This window comes from Mesorhizobium sp. L-8-10 (assembly GCF_016756635.1).
Lineage (GTDB): Bacteria > Pseudomonadota > Alphaproteobacteria > Rhizobiales > Rhizobiaceae.
Genome location: NZ_AP023263.1, coordinates 4,988,905 through 5,005,881, shown reverse-complemented (window position 1 = coordinate 5,005,881; position 16,977 = coordinate 4,988,905). Strand labels below are relative to the sequence as shown.

The 16,977-nt window shown below is 64.0% G+C and carries 20 protein-coding genes; 4 read left to right on the top strand and 16 right to left on the bottom strand.

From position 1 onward, the window contains the following. Positions 1 to 220 precede the first annotated feature (220 nt). From rseP to JN280_RS23125, 11 genes are all read right to left on the bottom strand, one after another. Positions 221 to 1,360, bottom strand: a complete 1,140-nt coding sequence (rseP, locus tag JN280_RS23175; protein WP_202305704.1) for an RIP metalloprotease RseP — start codon at positions 1,358 to 1,360, stop codon at positions 221 to 223. Positions 1,361 to 1,522: 162 nt separating this feature from the next. Then, on the bottom strand, positions 1,523 to 2,335 hold the full coding sequence (locus JN280_RS23170) for a phosphatidate cytidylyltransferase (RefSeq protein WP_202314992.1): 813 nt from the start codon (positions 2,333 to 2,335) through the stop codon (positions 1,523 to 1,525). 29 nt (positions 2,336 to 2,364) lie between these two features. Next, on the bottom strand, positions 2,365 to 3,084 hold the full coding sequence (locus tag JN280_RS23165) for an isoprenyl transferase (RefSeq protein WP_202305703.1): 720 nt from the start codon (positions 3,082 to 3,084) through the stop codon (positions 2,365 to 2,367). Positions 3,085 to 3,123: 39 nt separating this feature from the next. Further along, complete coding sequence (gene frr / locus JN280_RS23160; RefSeq protein ID WP_202305702.1) at positions 3,124 to 3,684, bottom strand: ribosome recycling factor; 561 nt, start codon at positions 3,682 to 3,684, stop codon at positions 3,124 to 3,126. 280 nt (positions 3,685 to 3,964) lie between these two features. Continuing rightward, positions 3,965 to 4,684 carry a UMP kinase gene (gene pyrH / locus JN280_RS23155; RefSeq protein ID WP_202305701.1) on the bottom strand — a complete coding sequence of 240 codons (720 nt, stop codon included), beginning with the start codon at positions 4,682 to 4,684 and terminating at the stop codon, positions 3,965 to 3,967. 121 nt (positions 4,685 to 4,805) lie between these two features. Then, the gene (tsf, locus tag JN280_RS23150; RefSeq protein WP_202305700.1) at positions 4,806 to 5,729 is read right to left on the bottom strand and encodes a translation elongation factor Ts; all 924 of its coding nucleotides are present in this window, start codon (positions 5,727 to 5,729) and stop codon (positions 4,806 to 4,808) included. Positions 5,730 to 5,852: 123 nt separating this feature from the next. After that, on the bottom strand, positions 5,853 to 6,635 hold the full coding sequence (gene rpsB / locus JN280_RS23145) for a 30S ribosomal protein S2 (protein ID WP_202305698.1): 783 nt from the start codon (positions 6,633 to 6,635) through the stop codon (positions 5,853 to 5,855). 210 nt (positions 6,636 to 6,845) lie between these two features. Beyond that, on the bottom strand, positions 6,846 to 7,451 hold the full coding sequence (locus tag JN280_RS23140; protein ID WP_202305696.1) for a LysE family translocator: 606 nt from the start codon (positions 7,449 to 7,451) through the stop codon (positions 6,846 to 6,848). Then, complete coding sequence (locus JN280_RS23135) at positions 7,448 to 7,732, bottom strand: DUF4031 domain-containing protein (protein WP_202305694.1); 285 nt, start codon at positions 7,730 to 7,732, stop codon at positions 7,448 to 7,450. The genes JN280_RS23140 and JN280_RS23135 overlap by 4 nt, the downstream gene beginning before the upstream one ends. 97 nt (positions 7,733 to 7,829) lie before the next feature. Then, a complete protein-coding gene (locus JN280_RS23130) occupies positions 7,830 to 8,120 on the bottom strand; it encodes a hypothetical protein (protein WP_202305692.1) in 291 nt (96 codons plus the stop codon). A gap of 53 nt (positions 8,121 to 8,173) precedes the next feature. Continuing rightward, entirely contained in the window at positions 8,174 to 9,001 is an 828-nt protein-coding gene (locus JN280_RS23125; RefSeq protein WP_202305690.1) for a cell envelope integrity EipB family protein, read from the bottom strand. Positions 9,002 to 9,139: 138 nt separating this feature from the next. Between JN280_RS23125 and JN280_RS23120 the strand changes: the two genes are divergently transcribed. From JN280_RS23120 to JN280_RS23105, 4 genes are all read left to right on the top strand, one after another. Then, positions 9,140 to 9,604: a RidA family protein gene (locus JN280_RS23120; RefSeq protein ID WP_202305688.1), complete on the top strand. Its 465-nt coding sequence runs from the start codon at positions 9,140 to 9,142 to the stop codon at positions 9,602 to 9,604. 7 nt (positions 9,605 to 9,611) lie between these two features. Continuing rightward, a complete protein-coding gene (locus JN280_RS23115; protein ID WP_202305687.1) occupies positions 9,612 to 10,334 on the top strand; it encodes a glycerophosphodiester phosphodiesterase in 723 nt (240 codons plus the stop codon). 51 nt (positions 10,335 to 10,385) lie between these two features. Next, positions 10,386 to 11,603 (top strand): GNAT family N-acetyltransferase, encoded by a 1,218-nt coding sequence (locus tag JN280_RS23110; RefSeq protein WP_202305684.1) that lies wholly within the window; start codon positions 10,386 to 10,388, stop codon positions 11,601 to 11,603. 76 nt (positions 11,604 to 11,679) lie between these two features. Beyond that, positions 11,680 to 12,111, top strand: a complete 432-nt coding sequence (locus tag JN280_RS23105) for an HIT family protein (protein ID WP_202305683.1) — start codon at positions 11,680 to 11,682, stop codon at positions 12,109 to 12,111. Positions 12,112 to 12,201: 90 nt separating this feature from the next. Here the strand turns inward: JN280_RS23105 and JN280_RS23100 are convergent, their stop codons facing one another. The 5 genes from JN280_RS23100 to JN280_RS23080 all read right to left on the bottom strand — a co-directional run bounded on the left by JN280_RS23100 (position 12,202) and on the right by JN280_RS23080 (position 16,850). Next, positions 12,202 to 12,552 (bottom strand): AzlD domain-containing protein, encoded by a 351-nt coding sequence (locus JN280_RS23100; RefSeq protein WP_202305682.1) that lies wholly within the window; start codon positions 12,550 to 12,552, stop codon positions 12,202 to 12,204. Further along, complete coding sequence (locus JN280_RS23095; protein WP_202305681.1) at positions 12,552 to 13,295, bottom strand: AzlC family ABC transporter permease; 744 nt, start codon at positions 13,293 to 13,295, stop codon at positions 12,552 to 12,554. Before JN280_RS23095 ends, JN280_RS23100 begins: the two co-directional genes overlap by 1 nt. A gap of 157 nt (positions 13,296 to 13,452) precedes the next feature. Further along, positions 13,453 to 15,915, bottom strand: a complete 2,463-nt coding sequence (gene clpA / locus JN280_RS23090) for an ATP-dependent Clp protease ATP-binding subunit ClpA (protein WP_202305680.1) — start codon at positions 15,913 to 15,915, stop codon at positions 13,453 to 13,455. Between the two features lie 8 nt (positions 15,916 to 15,923). Further along, the gene (gene clpS / locus JN280_RS23085; protein ID WP_202314991.1) at positions 15,924 to 16,274 is read right to left on the bottom strand and encodes an ATP-dependent Clp protease adapter ClpS; all 351 of its coding nucleotides are present in this window, start codon (positions 16,272 to 16,274) and stop codon (positions 15,924 to 15,926) included. A gap of 246 nt (positions 16,275 to 16,520) precedes the next feature. Beyond that, positions 16,521 to 16,850: a phasin family protein gene (locus tag JN280_RS23080; RefSeq protein WP_202305678.1), complete on the bottom strand. Its 330-nt coding sequence runs from the start codon at positions 16,848 to 16,850 to the stop codon at positions 16,521 to 16,523. Positions 16,851 to 16,977 lie beyond the last annotated feature (127 nt).

The following is a 16,977-nucleotide window of genomic DNA, read 5'->3' as shown; positions in this document are numbered from 1 at the left end:
CGGGCTGTAGAACCTTTTTCTCGTAGTCCCCACGGCGAGAAATCCGGACGTCGCGGCGTCAAACTCGATACCGTAATAGCCGGATTTTCCCTACACGCAAGGCTTCTGGTTAATTTGAATTTACTAAACCGGCGAGCGTGGCTTTCGCGTCACGCCTATTCCGCCGGATGGTAAATGCAATCTCAATTCGGCTTCCCCCGAAGCCAATTTCCTCATGATTTCAACAGCCGAACAGATCGTTCCAGAAAACGAATCCCATGAACACCAGTACCAGAAAAAATCCGGCGCGATAGACGAATTCCATCACGCGCTCCGACACGGGTCGACCGGTCGCAGCCTCGACGGCATAGAAGACCAGATGACCTCCGTCCAGAGGCGGAATTGGCAGAAGGTTCAGGATTCCGATGCCGACGGACAGGAGCGCCACGAGTTGCACGAGCCACTCGAATCCCAGCTTGGCGGCCTTGCCCGCCATGTCGGCAATTTTCACCGGGCCACCGAGCTGGCACTTGTCCTCGCGCCCGACGACGAAACGCTTCAGGAATTGTCCGGTCCGGGCGATGATACGCCCGGTTTCGATCACAGCCTCGCCAAACGCCTGGGGCGGCGAGTAGCTGATCACGCGGGGCTGCCCCATCGCCTGATTGTTGACGACCCCGATGATGCCGACTTTTATGGCATTGCCGAGCGCGTCCGTCTGCTCGCTGACCTCGGGCGTCGCCTGGAGCGTCACCTCCTTGCCGTCGCGCAACATGACGAAGCGGATCGGATCCCCCGCCCGACCTGAAACGAGCCGCTGGACATCGGCGAAAGTCTCCACCTTGGCGCCGTCGACGCTGACGAAGCGGTCACCCGGCAGGAAACCGGCCTCGGCGGCCGGGCTGCCGGGCCTGACCTCGGCAACAGTAGGTTCGGTGACGAAGCGGCCGTAGAGGGAGAACATCACGGCGAAGACGGCAATGGTGAGCAGGAAATTGAACAGCGGCCCGGCAAAGACGGTCGCCGCGCGCTTCCAGACGGGCTGGGTGTGGAAAGCCACCTTGCGCAGCCCTTCCGGCAGCGCGTCGGCTTCCGCCTTGTCCGGCTGGCTGGTCACGGTCATGTCGCCCACGAACTTCACATAGCCGCCGAGCGGAATGGCCGAGAGCTTCCAGCGCGTGCCGTGGCGATCGTTGAAGCCGATCAATTCGGGTCCGAATCCGATCGAGAAGGCGGTAGCGCCGATGCCGCACCAGCGGCCAACGAGATAGTGGCCCATCTCATGCACGAAGACGACCACGGTGAGCACGAACAGGAACGGCACGATCGTGCCGAGGAGGACGTTGTCCGTGCTGAAGATAGAGGAGAAAAGCTCGGTCAAGTCAGGTCCTCGGCAGTGCGTCCGCGGCCGAAGCCGCGGCTCGAAATGTCATGTGAAAACGGGCGAATCCGTGACGCTGGAGTTTGACCTTCGCAGGAAGACCTGTCACGGGGCTTACGCGTTCCGGCGGGCGGATCCGCTCGGGGCACGGCGGCGCCTCCCTCACAGGACGAACAGGCCATGGGCGGGCCGGTCCGCACCGCCGAGCAGAGCGCCGATCAGGTACAGCACGAAGGCCGCCGCCACGAGCCCGTCGACGCGGTCCATCACGCCGCCGTGCCCGGGGATCAGCCCGCTGGAATCCTTCACGCCGTGGCGCCGCTTGACCCACGATTCGAAAAGATCGCCGACCTGCGAGACAACCGACAGCAGCAACGCCGTCACCAGCAGCGCGGGACCTCCATGACCGGTGACGGCTGCCACCGCTCCCCCGGCAAGGACGCCTCCGGCAGCCCCGCCGATCGCCCCGCTCCAGGTCTTGCCGGGAGAGATGGCGGGGGCGAGCCGCGGCCCGCCCAGCGCCCGCCCGACGAAATAGGCCATGATGTCGGTCGCCCATACGGTCGCGAACAGGAAAAGCATCGCCATCAAGCCTTCACGGTCGTCGTCGCGCAGCAGCGCAAGCGATATGCCGGAGAGCGCGGCATAGGCCAGCCCGACCGTCGTGCCCGCTTGCTGACCGCGCAACCTGGAGTCCAGAGCGCAGAGCGCGACCGCGCCGGCCGCGGCGCCGAAGACGAGAGCGGCGGAAGGCTGCGCAAGGAACACGAGCAGCACCACGGCGAGCAACGCCGCCGCGACCATCTGGTGCGGGGCTATGCCTGCGGGTCGCGACATCCTGGTCCACTCATAGAAGATCGCCGCCGCAATCACCGCGCAAAGCAGCCTGAAAGCCGCCCCGCCGAGCCAGGTGAGCGCCAGAACGACAATGCCCAGCACGACCGCCGATATGATCCGCATCTGCAGGTTGCTCAACCGCCCGGCGGGCTTGGTCGCGCCATTGGTCATAAGGCGATGTCGCTTGCGATGACGCCGCCGAATCGCCTTTCACGCGAAGCAAAGCTGCGCAAGGCCTCGGCGAGGTCAGCTCGTCCGAAATCCGGCCAATAGCACGGCAGGAACACCAGTTCGGCATAGGCTGCCTGCCAGAGCAGGAAGTTCGACAGGCGCAACTCGCCGCTCGTCCGGATGATGAGATCGGGGTCGGGAATTCCTGCCGTATCGAGGAAGCCGGCGAACGACTCCGCGGTGATCGAATCGGCGTCGATCTGGCCGGACTTGACCGCCATCGCCACATTGCGGGCCGCTCGCGCAATCTCGTCCCGGGAGCCGTAGTTGAAGGCGATCACCAGATTGAGCGAGCGGTTGGAACGGGTGAGGTCTTCCGCCTCTTCGAGCAGCGCCCGGATATCCGGGGCGAGATTTTCCCGCTCGCCGATCACGCGGACGCGCACGCCGTTCCGGTGAAGTTCCGCCAGGTCGCGTCGGATGAACAGCTTCAGCAAACCCATCAGGTCGCTGACCTCGGATTTCGGCCGAGACCAGTTCTCTGACGAAAAGGCATAGACCGTCAGCCAGCTGATCCCCATCTCGCCGGCGGCGCGCACCGTCTGGCGCAACGCCTCGACGCCGGCGCGGTGTCCAGCGACGCGCGGCAAGCCGCGCGCCTTGGCCCAGCGACCGTTGCCGTCCATAATGATCGCGACATGCGCGGGCGTCGTCATTTCGTGCCTACCGCCTTCTCGCCGACCGCGCCGCCACGGTCAGACCTGCATGATCTCGGCTTCCTTCTCGGCGAGCATGCTGTCGATCTGGGCGATGGTATCATCGGTCAGCTTCTGGACGCGGTCGGACTGGACACGCGATTCGTCCTGGCCGATCTCGCCGTCCTTCTCGGCCTTCTTGGCATGCTCCATGCCGTCACGGCGAACGTGGCGCGCCGCGACGCGCGCATGCTCGGCATATTGATGCGCGATCTTGACCAATTCCTTGCGGCGCTGCTCGTTGAGCTCCGGCAGAGGAATGCGCAGCGTCGTGCCGTCGACGATCGGGTTGAAGCCGAGATTGGATTCCCGGATGGCACGGTCGACGGCGCCGACGAGTTGCTTGTCCCACACCGATACGGAGATCATGCGCGGCTCCGGCACGGAGACCGTCGCGACCTGGTTGATCGGCATCGGCGAGCCGTAGGCCTGGACGTGGATGGGGTCGAGCAGGTTGCTCGACGCGCGTCCCGTGCGCAGCGATGCGAGGTCGTGGTGGAAGGCGGCCACCGCCCCGTCCATGCGCCTTTGCAGATCCTTGAAATCAACCCCGTTGCTCATCCTGAAGTCTCCTTCCACCCGCGATGCGGAAACCGAACCGCCTGCCCGTGTGGCCATCTTAGCATTTCATCTGGCGCTCGCGCCCGGAACGTCAAACCCGGACCCGCCGGTTTCACCAAACCGTCTCCGCCGGAACTCGCTTCCAGCATGAGTGCAGCGTGATCCCCGATCGCGGCACCCGCAGCATGCTGTGTGAAGAAGGTTCACGCAACATGCTGCGGGTAATTGACTTTGCGCATGTCGCCATCCCGAAACCGGGCCCCCTTTCGAGCGACATGCCCTAATCCGTGACGACGGTGCAGTGTCCGCCGCCCCTGAGGATCGCACCGAAGCCGCCCGCTTCATGTATCGAATAGACGATTATCGGAATGTGGTTTTCCCGCGCAAGTGCAATCGCAGCGGTATCCATGATGGCGAGCCCCCTGACCAGCACTTCCTCGTGGCTGATGCGGTCGTAGCGAACGGCGTCGGGGTCTTTCTTCGGGTCGCTCGAATATACGCCATCAACCTGGGTGCCCTTGAACAGGGCGTCTGCGCCGATCTCGGCGGCGCGCAGCGCCGCGGCGGAATCCGTGGTGAAGAAGGGGTTGCCGGTACCTCCGGCGAAGATCACCACCTTGCCGGCATTCATGTAGGAAGTCGCCTGGCGCTGCGAGAAGCTTTCGCAGAGTTCCGGCATCGCGATCGCGGAGAGCACGACGGCGTCGACGCCGATCTTGACGAGGGAGGTGCGCAGGGCCAGCGAATTGATGACGGTCGCCAGCATGCCCATATGGTCGCCGGTGACGCGATCGCCGCCCTTGGAGGCGACGGCGACGCCGCGGAAGATATTGCCGCCGCCGATCACCACGCCCACTTCCACGCCGAGCGCCCTTGCCTCGGCGATGTCGGCGGCGATGCGGTCGACGACCGAGACGTCGATTCCGAAATGCTGGTCGCCCATCAGCGCCTCACCCGACGCTTTCAGCAGGACACGCCGGTAAAGGGGCTTCGCCGTCATTGGTTCCTCGTCAATCCTCTTCTGCCGCCTTGCATCCCGCCTGGAGCCGCTCGATACACGAAGGGCGCCGCCATGTCACGGGGCGCCCTTCAGTAACTGGCGGGAAGCGTTTGATGCGGCGTTACTTTTTCACTGCCGCGGCGACTTCGGCGGCGAAGTCGCTCTCTTCCTTCTCGATGCCCTCGCCAAGCGCGAAACGTACGAAGCCGGTGATCTTCGCCGGAGCGCCGATCTCCTTCTCGGCATCCTTCAGCGCCTTCTCGACGGTGATGTCGGGATTGAGCACGAAGGCCTGTTTCAGGAGCACGACTTCCTCGTAGAACTTGCGCAGGCGCCCTTCCACCATCTTCTCGATGATGTTCTCGGGCTTGCCGGACTGGCGCGCCTGATCCGAGAAGATGTCCTTCTCGCGGGCAACCACTGCCGGATCGATCTCCTCGGCCGTCAAGGCGAGCGGATTGGTCGCGGCGACATGCATGGCGACCTGGCGGCCGAACGCGCGCGCGGCTTCCGCATTCCCCGTGGTCTCGACGCCCACCAGCACGCCCATCTTGCCGAGATTGTCGGCAACGGCGTTGTGGACATATGTTGCGACGGCGCCGGCGGACACCGAAAGCTTGGCCGAACGGCGGAAGCTCATGTTCTCGCCGATCGTGCCGACGGCGTCCTTGATGGTGTCGGCGACATTCTTGCCGGTGCCGGGATAGGCCGCGGCGGCTACCGCTTCCGAGGAGCCGTCGGTGGCGAGCGCAAGCTGCGAGACGTTGCGCACGATCTCCTGGAAGGCGGCATTGCGGGCGACGAAGTCGGTCTCGGAATTGACTTCGACCACGACGGCGCCGTTGGCGTCGGAAGCGACGCCGACCAGGCCCTCGGCGGCAGTGCGGCCGGCCTTCTTGTCGGCCTTGGCGATACCCTTCTTGCGCAGCCAATCGACCGCGGCCTCCATGTCGCCGTTGGTCTCGGCAAGGGCCGCCTTGCAGTCCATCATTCCCGCGCCGGTCATGTCGCGGAGCTGTTTAACCTGTGCAGCAGAAATGCTCATTTTCGCCTCTTCATATTCAACGCGTCAGCGCATCACCGAAGGATCGATGATGCGCCGGCCCGCAAGCGCGACATAGCGCGCCAAGTCCAAGATAATGTGAAGGTCGCGGTGAACCTTCGCGGATCAGGCGCCGGCCTGGTCGCCTGCGGCACGCTCGTCGAGGGCCGGCTCGACCGGGGCCTCGGCCGAAGCGCCGAGATCGACCCCGAGCGCGCCCTGCTGGCGCGCGATACCGTCGATCGCGGCCTTGGCGACGAGGTCGCAATAAAGCGCGATGGCGCGCTGCGCGTCGTCATTGCCCGGGATCGGGTAGTCGATCTTGTCCGGATCGCAATTCGAATCGATCACCGCCACGACCGGGATCCCGAGGCGCTTGGCCTCCTGGATGGCGATCGCCTCCTTGTTGGTGTCGATGACGAACATCAGGTCCGGCGTGGAGCCCATGTCCTTGATGCCGCCCAGCGCGCGGTCAAGCTTCTCGCGCTCACGCTCGAGATTCAGGCGCTCCTTCTTGGTGAAGCCCTGGGCTTCGCCGGCGAGCAGCTCGTCGAGCTTGCGCAGGCGCTGGATCGAGTTGGAGATCGTCTTCCAGTTGGTCAGCATGCCGCCGAGCCAGCGCGAATTGACATAGTACTGCGCCGAACGCTGCGCGGCGTCGGCGACGATGTCGGACGCCTGGCGCTTGGTGCCGACGAAGAGCACGCGGCCGCCGCGCGAGACGACATCAGACACCTGCTTCAGGGCCTGGTGAAGCAGCGGAACCGTCTGCGACAGGTCGATGACGTGGATGTTGTTGCGGGCGCCGTAGATATAAGGCGCCATCTTCGGATTCCAGCGATGGGTCTGGTGGCCGAAGTGAACACCAGCTTCCAAAAGCTGGCGCATGCTGAAGTCTGGCAGAGCCATTACAACTTTCCTTTCCGGTTGAGCCTCCACGGACGCTTGACGTTGTCGGGAGGGTCCCGCTACGCCACCGGAGGTTCCGCCGGATTTCTCCCGGCCGGTAACCCATGTCCGTGTGTGGAATGGGCGGCCATATAGAGGCTGCGCGCCGGAAAAGCAAGCGCCTGCACCCGACTTATGCGCCCGCACCTGGTCGGCTGGCGCGGAAAGCGGTCAGCGCGAGGCGATCAGCGCCCCGGCACTGATCATCGCACCGCCGGAAATGCGGTTGACCATGCGCATGCGCCGTTCCGTCCCGAAGAGGCGCGCGGCGCCGGTTGAGAGGCCAGCATAGATGCCCATCACCACCGCATTCGCGCCGATCACCACTGCGATCACGACCATACCGTCCGTGATGGTGAGGACGTCGAGGTCGAGGATCAGCGGCATAATGCTGGCGTGGAAGAGAATCGCCTTCGGATTGCTCAGGCCTATCGACGCGCCGAGAACAAAGGGGCGCGCCCGGCTGCCACCTGCAGGCTTGCCCTCGGCCGCAGCCGGAGCACGCCACATCTTCACGCCGAGCCAGACCAGATAGGCAGCGCCCGCATATTTGAGGACCAGGAGTATCCACTCGAAAGCCTGCACGAGCGCTACCAGACCGAGCAGAGCAAGGACGACCAGAATTGCATCGGCCAAGGCGACACCGGCGCCGGCAAGGACGGCCGGCATGAAACCTCGTGACAGTCCCGTCGATATGACAGCGAACATCGCCGGCCCCGGCGTGGCCGCGGCAAGGGTGATCGCAGCGCAATAGGCCAAAAATGCCGCCAGGGTCATGCCGCCACGCTCCCTGCCCGCCGCGCCACGCGCACGCGCCGGAAGACCTCCACGATTTCCTCTCGGCCACACGGCACCGCGCCCAGCCTGACCGCGCGATCTCGCTCGAAGCCGGTGATGTCGTAATGCGGCGCCGACGTCTTTGGCGGTCCCTGATAGGATAGATGATGGATGCCGAGCAGTGCGGCAAAGCGATGAAGCTCCGCGATGTCGTCTGCCAGCATGTGGCACCATCTTCGCCCCGCCCAGTTCCAGATCGCATCGTCGACATAGACCGTCATGCGACCTCCCCTGCGGCCGGCAGGACGCCCCGCACTCTCGGCGTGTCGCCGCATGGAGCCGGGCGTAGCAAACGCCGTTGCAGATGCAGGATGCTCTTCAAGACCCAGATATCCCCAGTGTGCGCTCAACTGCGGGAAGATAGAATGGATTGCCATAGGAATTGAAGCCGCCGGCAGCCTCACGTTCGCCCATCACGTAGTCGATCGCGGATCGCATGCGGCAGCGCAACTCGCCGAGCGCCGCGCCGACCGAGCCTTCGAAACCGTGCAGCGGCAGTGGATCGGGCACGCGGATATGCGCCCTGCGCGGTCCGGCCGGCTGCGGGACGAATCGGCTGACCGTGTCGCGCAGCGACCCTGCAGTAGTCGTCGCGCAGCCGCTTAACATGCTCGGCAATCTCCGTGCATCCACGCGGACGCACGGCTCTCCAGGAGTCCTTTTCAGTCGCAGTCCTTCGGGGCATCGAACAGCGACAGGTTGACGAGCTTGCCCTTCATGGAAAAATCGCCGTAGTCCATCAGGAGATCGCGGGTGACGCCGTTCTCATGCAGCTTGAAGGAGATATGGTACTCCGGCACTTCCTCGCCGCTGCTGCCGGCCTTAGACAGATCGAAATAGGCGATGTCGACCGGCCAGTAGGGTTCCGGCGCCAGTTCGCTCATGACGGGGAGTTCCGGATCGTCCTTGCCGGACTTCTCCTCCTTGCCGATCACGACCGTGGTGGTCATCACCCGATCGGCATCCTCCGAACCGTCGAACAGGGTCGTCTCGTAGAAGGTCTCGCCCTTGTTGGCCTTGTCGATCATCTCGATCAGATGCTGGGTCGGGAATTGCGTCTTGCCAAGTTCCAGCGTGTTCCTGTCGGGTTTTTCCAGGTCGACCCGCACGCCGGACGGCTCGATGTGGGCCGAGCCCTTCACCTCGCGATCGGGGTTCTGGTCCACGAAGGATTTCGTGACGAAATTGAAGGACTTGCCGGCACCATCTTCGAAAGTCGTCGTCTGCTGGTCGGTAAGCCGCGAGACATCGCGCGTGTCTATCTTGGTGACGAACCGGAACTTCACGGTATAGCCTTCGCAGGGCGAGCCGTTGAACTCGTAGACCATGCGTCCGGCTATTCCGGTGATCCCCGAGCGGTCCGAAGCCTTGTCGAGAATGAGATCGTAGACGGCGCGATGAGGCGCGAGAATCGGCGCCGACAAAGCGGGCTGGATTACGAGCAGCGACGGAGAGGCCAGGGCAAGCAGGACAAGGCGCTTCAAGCGCATCAGGAAAACTCCGGAAGCACGGCCTTTCATCAGGCCGCGATGATCGATAGGCCACAATAAAAAAAGTCGTGGCGGAAGCGAGGCAAAAATAGCACCTTCCCCGCTTCTCGCCATCCCACCCCGAACAAGGACCGCATCATGGCCCAAACGATCGAAACCCGCCTGGCAGATCTCGGCGTGACGCTGCCGGCCGCTGCTGCCCCTGCCGCCAACTATGTTCCCTTCATGCGCTCCGGCAATCTGCTCCTGACGGCCGGGCAGCTTCCTTTCAAGGACGGAAAGCTCTCCTCGACCGGGCTGCTGGGTCGCGACGTCGACGTGGAAGCCGGCAAGGAGGCCGCCAAATATTGCGCAATCAACGTCCTTGCCCAGGCCAAGGCGGCCCTCGGCGATCTCGAAAAAATCAGGCGCGTGGTCAAGATTACGGTCTTCGTCGCGTCCACGCCGGACTTCGTCGAGCAGCACCTCGTCGCCAACGGTGCCTCAGACTTCCTTGTCGCCGCGCTCGGCGACCATGGCAAGCATGCGCGTTCGGCTGTCGGCACAGCCGCCCTCCCGCTCAATGCACCAGTCGAGATCGAAGCCATCATCGAGTTCGAGTAGGACCGCCATGCGCGACATTTCCTGGCTTATGAAGAGACCGGTCGCCCATCGCGGCTTCCACGACATGAACAAGGCGCGCTGGGAGAACACGCTCTCGGCCTTCGAGGCCGCAGCCGAACGCGGTTACGCGATCGAATGTGACGTGCATCTCACGCTCGACGACGAGGTGGTCGTCTTCCACGACAACGACCTCAGGCGCCTGACCGGCACGGAAGGCTATGTGTGGCAGCGCACGGCGGCCGAGTTCGGCGCACTGCGTGTCGGCGGAACCGCGGACCATGTGCCGACGCTGGGCGAACTGCTGTCGCTGGTTCGCGGGCGCGTGCCCCTCGTCATCGAGCTCAAGGGCATTCCCGGCAAGGATGCGGGCCTGGTCGCCAAGGTCGCCGCGGCGCTGCGCAACTACAAGGGCGAGGTGGCGATCATGTCCTTCGACCACTGGCTGATCCGCGAGTTCCCGACGCAGGCGTCGGGAATTCCGGCCGGTCTCACCGCCTGGGGAGACAAGCCGCACGAGATCGAGGCCCATTTCTCCATGCTCGCCAACGGCATCTCCTTCGTCTCCTACAGCGTCGTCCATTTGCCCAACCCGTTCGTCACCTTCGTGCGCGACAGGCTGGCGATGCCTGTCATCACCTGGACGGTGCGCGACCAGCCGATGGTCGACAAGACCTTCGCCGAGGCCGACCAGATGACGTTCGAAGGGTTCGAGCCCGCACTCGTCTCATGAAGGTGATCGTGCAGGCCTTGCGCATTGCGGAACGAGACGTAAGTAAGCGCCATGGGTAACGGGACCGAAGCCGCACGACCGGAAGCGGATGGCGCCTATGCCATCCGAGCCGCCACCAGCATTGGCGCCTTCCGCAGGAGCGAATGGGAATCGCTCGCAGGAACCTCGAAAATCAGTTCACAGAACTACTACAACCCTTTTCTTTCATTTGATTTTCTGACCGCGCTGGAAGAATCCGGCTGTGCTGTCGCCCGTGCAGGATGGCAGGGCCACCATCTGAGGCTGGAGACGTCGGACGGAAGGCTTGTCGGTGCGGTGCCCTGTTATGCCAAGTCCCACAGTCAAGGCGAATATGTGTTCGACCATGGCTGGGCCGATGCACTCGAACGGGCCGGCGGGCAGTATTATCCGAAGCTGCAAGTCTCCGTCCCGTTCACGCCGGTGACCGGCCCTCGCCTGCTGGTCGCTTCCGACGGCGACGCCGGCAGCCTGCGCGCGGCCCTCGCCACCGGCCTGAAGATGGTGACCGACCGCCTCGGCGTATCGTCCGCGCATGTGACCTTCGCGCAGGAGGCCGACATGACGGCACTGGACGCAGCCGGCTACCTCGTGCGCAACGACCAGCAGTTCCACTTCTTCAACGAAGGATATGGAAGCTACGACGACTTCCTGGCCTCCCTTGCCTCGCGCAAGCGCAAGGCGCTGAAGGCCGAGCGGCGCAAGGCCGTGGCCGATGGCATCACGATCGACCGGCTCACGGGGGCCGATATCACCGAAGCCGTATGGGACGATTTCTTTGCCTTCTACATGGACACGGGCGGGCGCAAATGGGGCCGGCCCTATCTCAATCGGCGCTTCTTCTCACTGATCGGCGAGCGTATGGCCGACGACGTCCTGCTCGTCATGGCCAGGCGAAATGGACGCTACATTGCCGGCGCCATCAACTTCATCGGGTCGGAGGCTCTTTACGGCCGCAACTGGGGATGCATCGAGGATCATCCGTTCCTGCATTTCGAGGTGTGCTACCACCAGGCGATCGATTTCGCGATCGAAAGGAAACTGAAGGTGGTCGAGGCCGGTGCGCAAGGCGAGCACAAGCTCGCCCGCGGCTATCTGCCCGTGACGGTGCAGTCGGCGCACTACATCGCCCATCCCGGACTGCGCAAGGCAGTCGCGGACTATCTCGTCGCCGAGCGCCGGGACGTTGCGCGAATGGGCGCCTATCTGGAGGGGCACGGACCGTTCCGCAAGGACGAGGGAACGGCTTGACGGCGGGCCGCCATCTTCGACACTGGGACCGCCTGCGCCGGTGAACACCGCCGGGCACGAAACGACGAGGGACACGATGACCGCTGCCTACGACACCAACAACGTCTTTGCGAAAATCCTGCGCGGCGAGTTGCCCGCTCACAAGCTCTACGAGGACACGGACACCTTCGCCTTCATGGACATCATGCCACGCGGCGACGGTCATTGCCTCGTCATCCCGAAGAAGCCGTCGCGCAACATCCTCGACGTCGAGCAGGATAGCCTTGCAGCCGTTGCCAGGACCACGCAGAGGTTGGCGCGCGCCGTCAAGAAGGCGTTTTCGGCCGATGGCGTCACCGTCCAGCAGTTCAACGAGCAGGCCGGCGGACAGGTGGTGTTCCATCTCCATGTCCATATCCTGCCCCGCTTCGAGGGCGTGGCGCTGAAGCCCCATACCGGCCAGATGGAAAAGCCCGAAGTGCTCGCGGCCAATGCCGAGCGGATCAGGGCGGCACTCTCCGAGGCCTGACGTCCTTTCAGGGAAACAGGTCGCCAACGGTCGTGCCCCGCGCCATCGGTGGGGAAATCGGCCGCGCGCCAGAAATCGCGGCGCAGGCCGTCAGGCACCGAGCATCAATCCGGCGACGAGCACGACCTCCGCGACCACGATGCCTGCGAGGATTCGTTTGCCGAGCCACAGATAAGCGACGAACCCGGCTGCCGCCGCCCCGACACGCAGGGCGAGCGGCGCCGCGGCCAGCACGCCTGACGGGAACACGATCAGGTTTCCGATCACCGCTGCCACCAGTGCCGTGGCAACGGCGCGGACCAGAACGAGCAAGCCCGCCCCCTCCGAAATCCGCCCGCCGAAATACACGCCGAGAAATCGCCATGCGTCGGTGGCCAGCCAGCCCGCGATCAGGATGAAGAGAAAGGGCCACCACCAGGCGTCGAGGGCATCGAAGGTCATCATGACGCCTTCGGCCGGGCAGCGAGGTGAAAGGCATACGCCGCACCGCCGCCGATCACGCCGGCGGCGAGCAGGTCGAAGCCGGGCAGCAGTAGGTGGAACAGCGGTCCCAGCACGAGGCCGATCGCCATAGCGACATGCCCTGCCCTTTCCCTGGCGGATCCCCAGAGCGAGGTGAGGAAATACATCGGCGTCAGGAGCAGCAGCGCCGCGGAAACGAGCGGCGGCAAGCTTCCCGCGATCGAGAACACGACCGCGACCACGACCATGTTGGCGAGCACGAGCGTCCCGCCCAGCCCGGCATAGTAGGTCGTGCGCAGATCCCGCGGCACGTGGCGCAACTGGTCCATCGCAAGGACCCAGGAGGTGACGGCGACGAAATGCGAGAGCGCGTAGAGCACCCATCTCGGCGTCCGCGGCCCGCGCATCTCGGGAACCAGGGCGACCACCATCGGCATCAGCCGGACGGAAGAAAGCGCCACGGCGAAGGCCGCGCCCCAGACAGAGCTGCCGGACAAGACAGCGCCGATCAGCACCACCTTCGCCGGCAAGGCCCACACGACGGCGACCATGAAGACCGTCTCGCCGAGGCCGAGGCCAGCGTCCTTGGCAAGACCGGCGAAGCCCACGAAGGCACTGGTCAGGATCAGGCCGGGAATGGACACCGACGCCCGAACCCCGCGCCGGAACCAGGTCCAGTGCAGATCGAAGCTCGGGGGAAAGGATGGTTCGACTTCAGGCATGCGCTCCTGCGCTTAACACGGGAAAGAACCCCGAGTCAGCGCCCGGCCCAGGCGATATGTTGCGCCACGATGGTGGATCCCGGGGGCCAGCCAACCGAGGGCTGCCGCCAAGTGGAAAGGCCCCGTTGCCGGGGCCTTGACCTGACCGGAACCTCTCTCAGCCCTTACGGGGCAGCTGTGGGACGAGGCTGCGCTTAGCACCGTCCCTGCCCCCGGGTCTTGGCTTCTGCGCAACGGCCTTCTTGGCCGTTTTCTTTGCGGCCGCGCGGCGCGGCGCCGGATCCTTCTTCGGCTCTTCCTTCTTCGGCTTCACCGGAACCTCGTCGGCGATCGTTTCCAGCTTGAGGCCGGTTTCACCGGTCTCCTTCGTCTCGATCGTGACGCGGACCGTGCCGCCCTTCTTGAGCTTGCCAAACAGGACCTCTTCCGCCAGCGGCTTCTTGATGTGCTCCTGGATGACGCGGGCGAGCGGCCGCGCGCCCATGCGCTCGTCGTAACCCTTCTCGGCGAGCCAGGCGACGGCATCCGGCGACAGGTCGAAGGTGACGCCGCGCTCCGACAGCTGGGCTTCGAGTTGCATGACGAATTTCTGAACGACCTGGTGAACGACCGGAACCGGGAGCGACCCGAAGGGAATGATCGCGTCGAGACGGTTGCGGAACTCCGGCGTGAACAGCCGGTTGATCGCCTCCATGTCGTCGCCCTCCCGCTTCGACGAGCCGAAGCCTATCGCAGCCTTGGCCATCTCGGAGGCGCCCGCATTCGTGGTCATGATCAGGATTACGTTACGGAAGTCGATCTGCTTGCCGTTGTGATCCGTCAGCTTGCCGTGATCCATGACCTGCAGGAGGATGTTGAACAGATCGGGATGCGCCTTTTCGATCTCGTCGAGCAGCAGCACGCAATGCGGGTGCTGGTCGACGCCATCCGTCAGCAGGCCGCCCTGGTCGAAGCCGACATAGCCGGGAGGCGCGCCGATCAGCCGGCTGACGGTGTGGCGCTCCATATATTCCGACATGTCGAAGCGCAGAAGCTCGACTCCGAGCGAGGCGGCGAGCTGCTTGGCAACCTCGGTCTTGCCGACACCGGTGGGGCCGGAGAACAGGTAGCACCCGATGGGCTTCTCCGGTTCGCGCAGGCCGGCACGGGCGAGCTTGATCGCGGAAGCGAGCGCGCTGATGGCGGTGTCCTGCCCGTAGACGACGCGCCGCAGTTCATCTTCCAGCCCGGCGAGCACCTTCTCGTCGTCCGCCGAGACCGTCTTCGGCGGAATGCGCGCCATGGTGGCGATGGTGGCCTCGATTTCCTTGACGCTGATCGTCTTCTTGCGCTTGCCTTCCGGCAACAGCATTTGCGAAGCGCCGGTTTCGTCGATCACGTCGATCGCCTTGTCCGGCAGCTTGCGGTCGCTGATATAGCGCGCCGAAAGCTCCACCGCCGCCTTGATCGCGTCGTTGGTGTAGCGGACCTTGTGGAAGTCCTCGTAATAGGGCTTCAGACCCTTCATGATTTCGATGGCGTCGACCACCGACGGCTCGTTGACGTCGATCTTCTGGAAGCGGCGTACGAGCGCCCTGTCCTTCTCGAAGAACTGGCGGAACTCCTTGTAGGTGGTCGAGCCGATGCAGCGGATCGCACCGGAGGACAGGGCCGGCTTCAGCAGGTTCGATGCATCCATGGCGCCGCCCGACGTCGCGCCGGCGCCGATCACAGTATGAATCTCGTCGATGAACAGAACCGCGCCCGGATAATCCTCGAGCTCCTTGACGACCTGCTTCAGCCGCTCCTCGAAATCGCCACGATAGCGGGTGCCGGCGAGCAGCGTGCCCATGTCCAGCGCGAAAATGGTCGCGCCGGCGAGCACCTCGGGCACGTCGCCTTCGACGATCCGCTTTGCCAGCCCCTCGGCGATCGCCGTCTTGCCGACGCCGGGATCGCCGACATAGAGCGGATTGTTCTTCGAGCGGCGGCACAACACCTGGATGGTACGGCTGATCTCGGACTCGCGACCGATCAGCGGGTCGATGCGGCCGGACTTGGCCTTCTGGTTGAGATTGACGCAGTAGGCGGAAAGCGCGTCCTGCGGCTTCTTCTTGCCGTTGTCTTCCGCCGCTTCACCGTTGCCCTGGCTGGACTGGTCTTCCTCGGCGCCACGGGGCGTACGGCTTTCGCTGGCGCCGGGACGCTTGGCGATGCCGTGGGAAATGTAGTTGACCGCGTCGTAGCGCGTCATCTGCTGTTCCTGGAGGAAATAGGCGGCGTGGCTCTCGCGCTCTGCGAAGATGGCGACGAGCACATTGGCGCCGGACACCTCTTCCCGGCCCGACGACTGCACATGGATGACCGCGCGCTGGATAACGCGCTGGAACCCGGCGGTCGGCTTGGAATCCTCGTCGTAGCCCGTGACCAGATTGTCGAGTTCGGTGTCGATGTAGGTCAGGACGGTTTGCTTGAGTTCGTCGAGATCGACGTTGCACGCGCGCATGACCGCCGACGCATCGTTGTCGTCGATCAGCGCGAGCAGGAGATGCTCGAGGGTCGCGTATTCGTGGTGACGCTCATTGGCAAGGGTGAGTGCCTGATGAAGCGCCTTTTCGAGGCCTTGCGAGAAAGCCGGCATTCAAAACCTCACTTTTTCTCCATCACGCATTGCAGCGGATGCTGGTGCTGGCGGGCGAAGTCCATGACCTGCGTCACTTTGGTCTCCGCCACTTCGAAAGTATAGACCCCACACTCGCCCACTCCGTGATTGTGAACGTGGAGCATGATGCGGGTCGCCGCCTCCCGGTCCTTCTGGAAGAAGCGCTCCAGCACGTGGACCACGAATTCCATAGGGGTGTAGTCGTCGTTGAGGATAAGCACGCGATAAAGACTGGGCTTCTTGGTCTTGGCTCTGGGCCGCGTGATGACCGCAGTACCCCGGCCGGGGCCGTTGCCACCGCCCTCGCCGTTCTGCATACGCGCCGTGCTCGCTTGCATGGCAAACCCGCCGATCGTCAAAATGCTGTCCTTGTCGCCGAATCCCTTCCCGGCCTCGACATGTAGGTGCTCATTGGCAGATTTTAAGGCCTTCTTTCCTGCTGACAATATGGCCCTTTCGGCTAGGCGCCAAAATTCGGGTGCGCGATACGCGGAGATCGTCGACATTCATCCTGCCTGAAAAAACAAAAGGACCCGGCTGCGACCATGCAGCCGGGTCCTTTTGCGAAGCTTGCAGGGCGACGCTTACTTCGCCTTGGCGACGACGGCCTCGAACGGCTTGTAGGCTTCCTTGGCGACGTCCGCGTAAAGCTCGCCGAATTTGGTCGCCTCGGCGACGAAGCTCTCATAGGCCTGCTTGGCGTAGTCGGCCTGAATTTCGAAGGCCTTGTCCAGCGACTTGGCCGCAACCAGCTTCTCGAAAGCGGCGCTGCCCGCCTCGAACGACTTCTTGGTGTATTCGCTCGCCTCGGCGGCGATCGCCTGCACGCTCTTGGAGATAGAGGCGAAGCTCTTGAGGCTGGCGTCGAGATATTCCTTGCCAGCTTTGTTGGCGTCTTCAAAAGGTTGCGTCATCGGTGGACCTCTCGGCTGCGACGTGGAAGCAATGCACGCACGCCATAGTGCGCTGCAGCCTATTTATTGTGCATTGCACAAAAAGTCAAGCCGGACCTGCCGCGCGCAAAGGCGATCGACGGTCGCC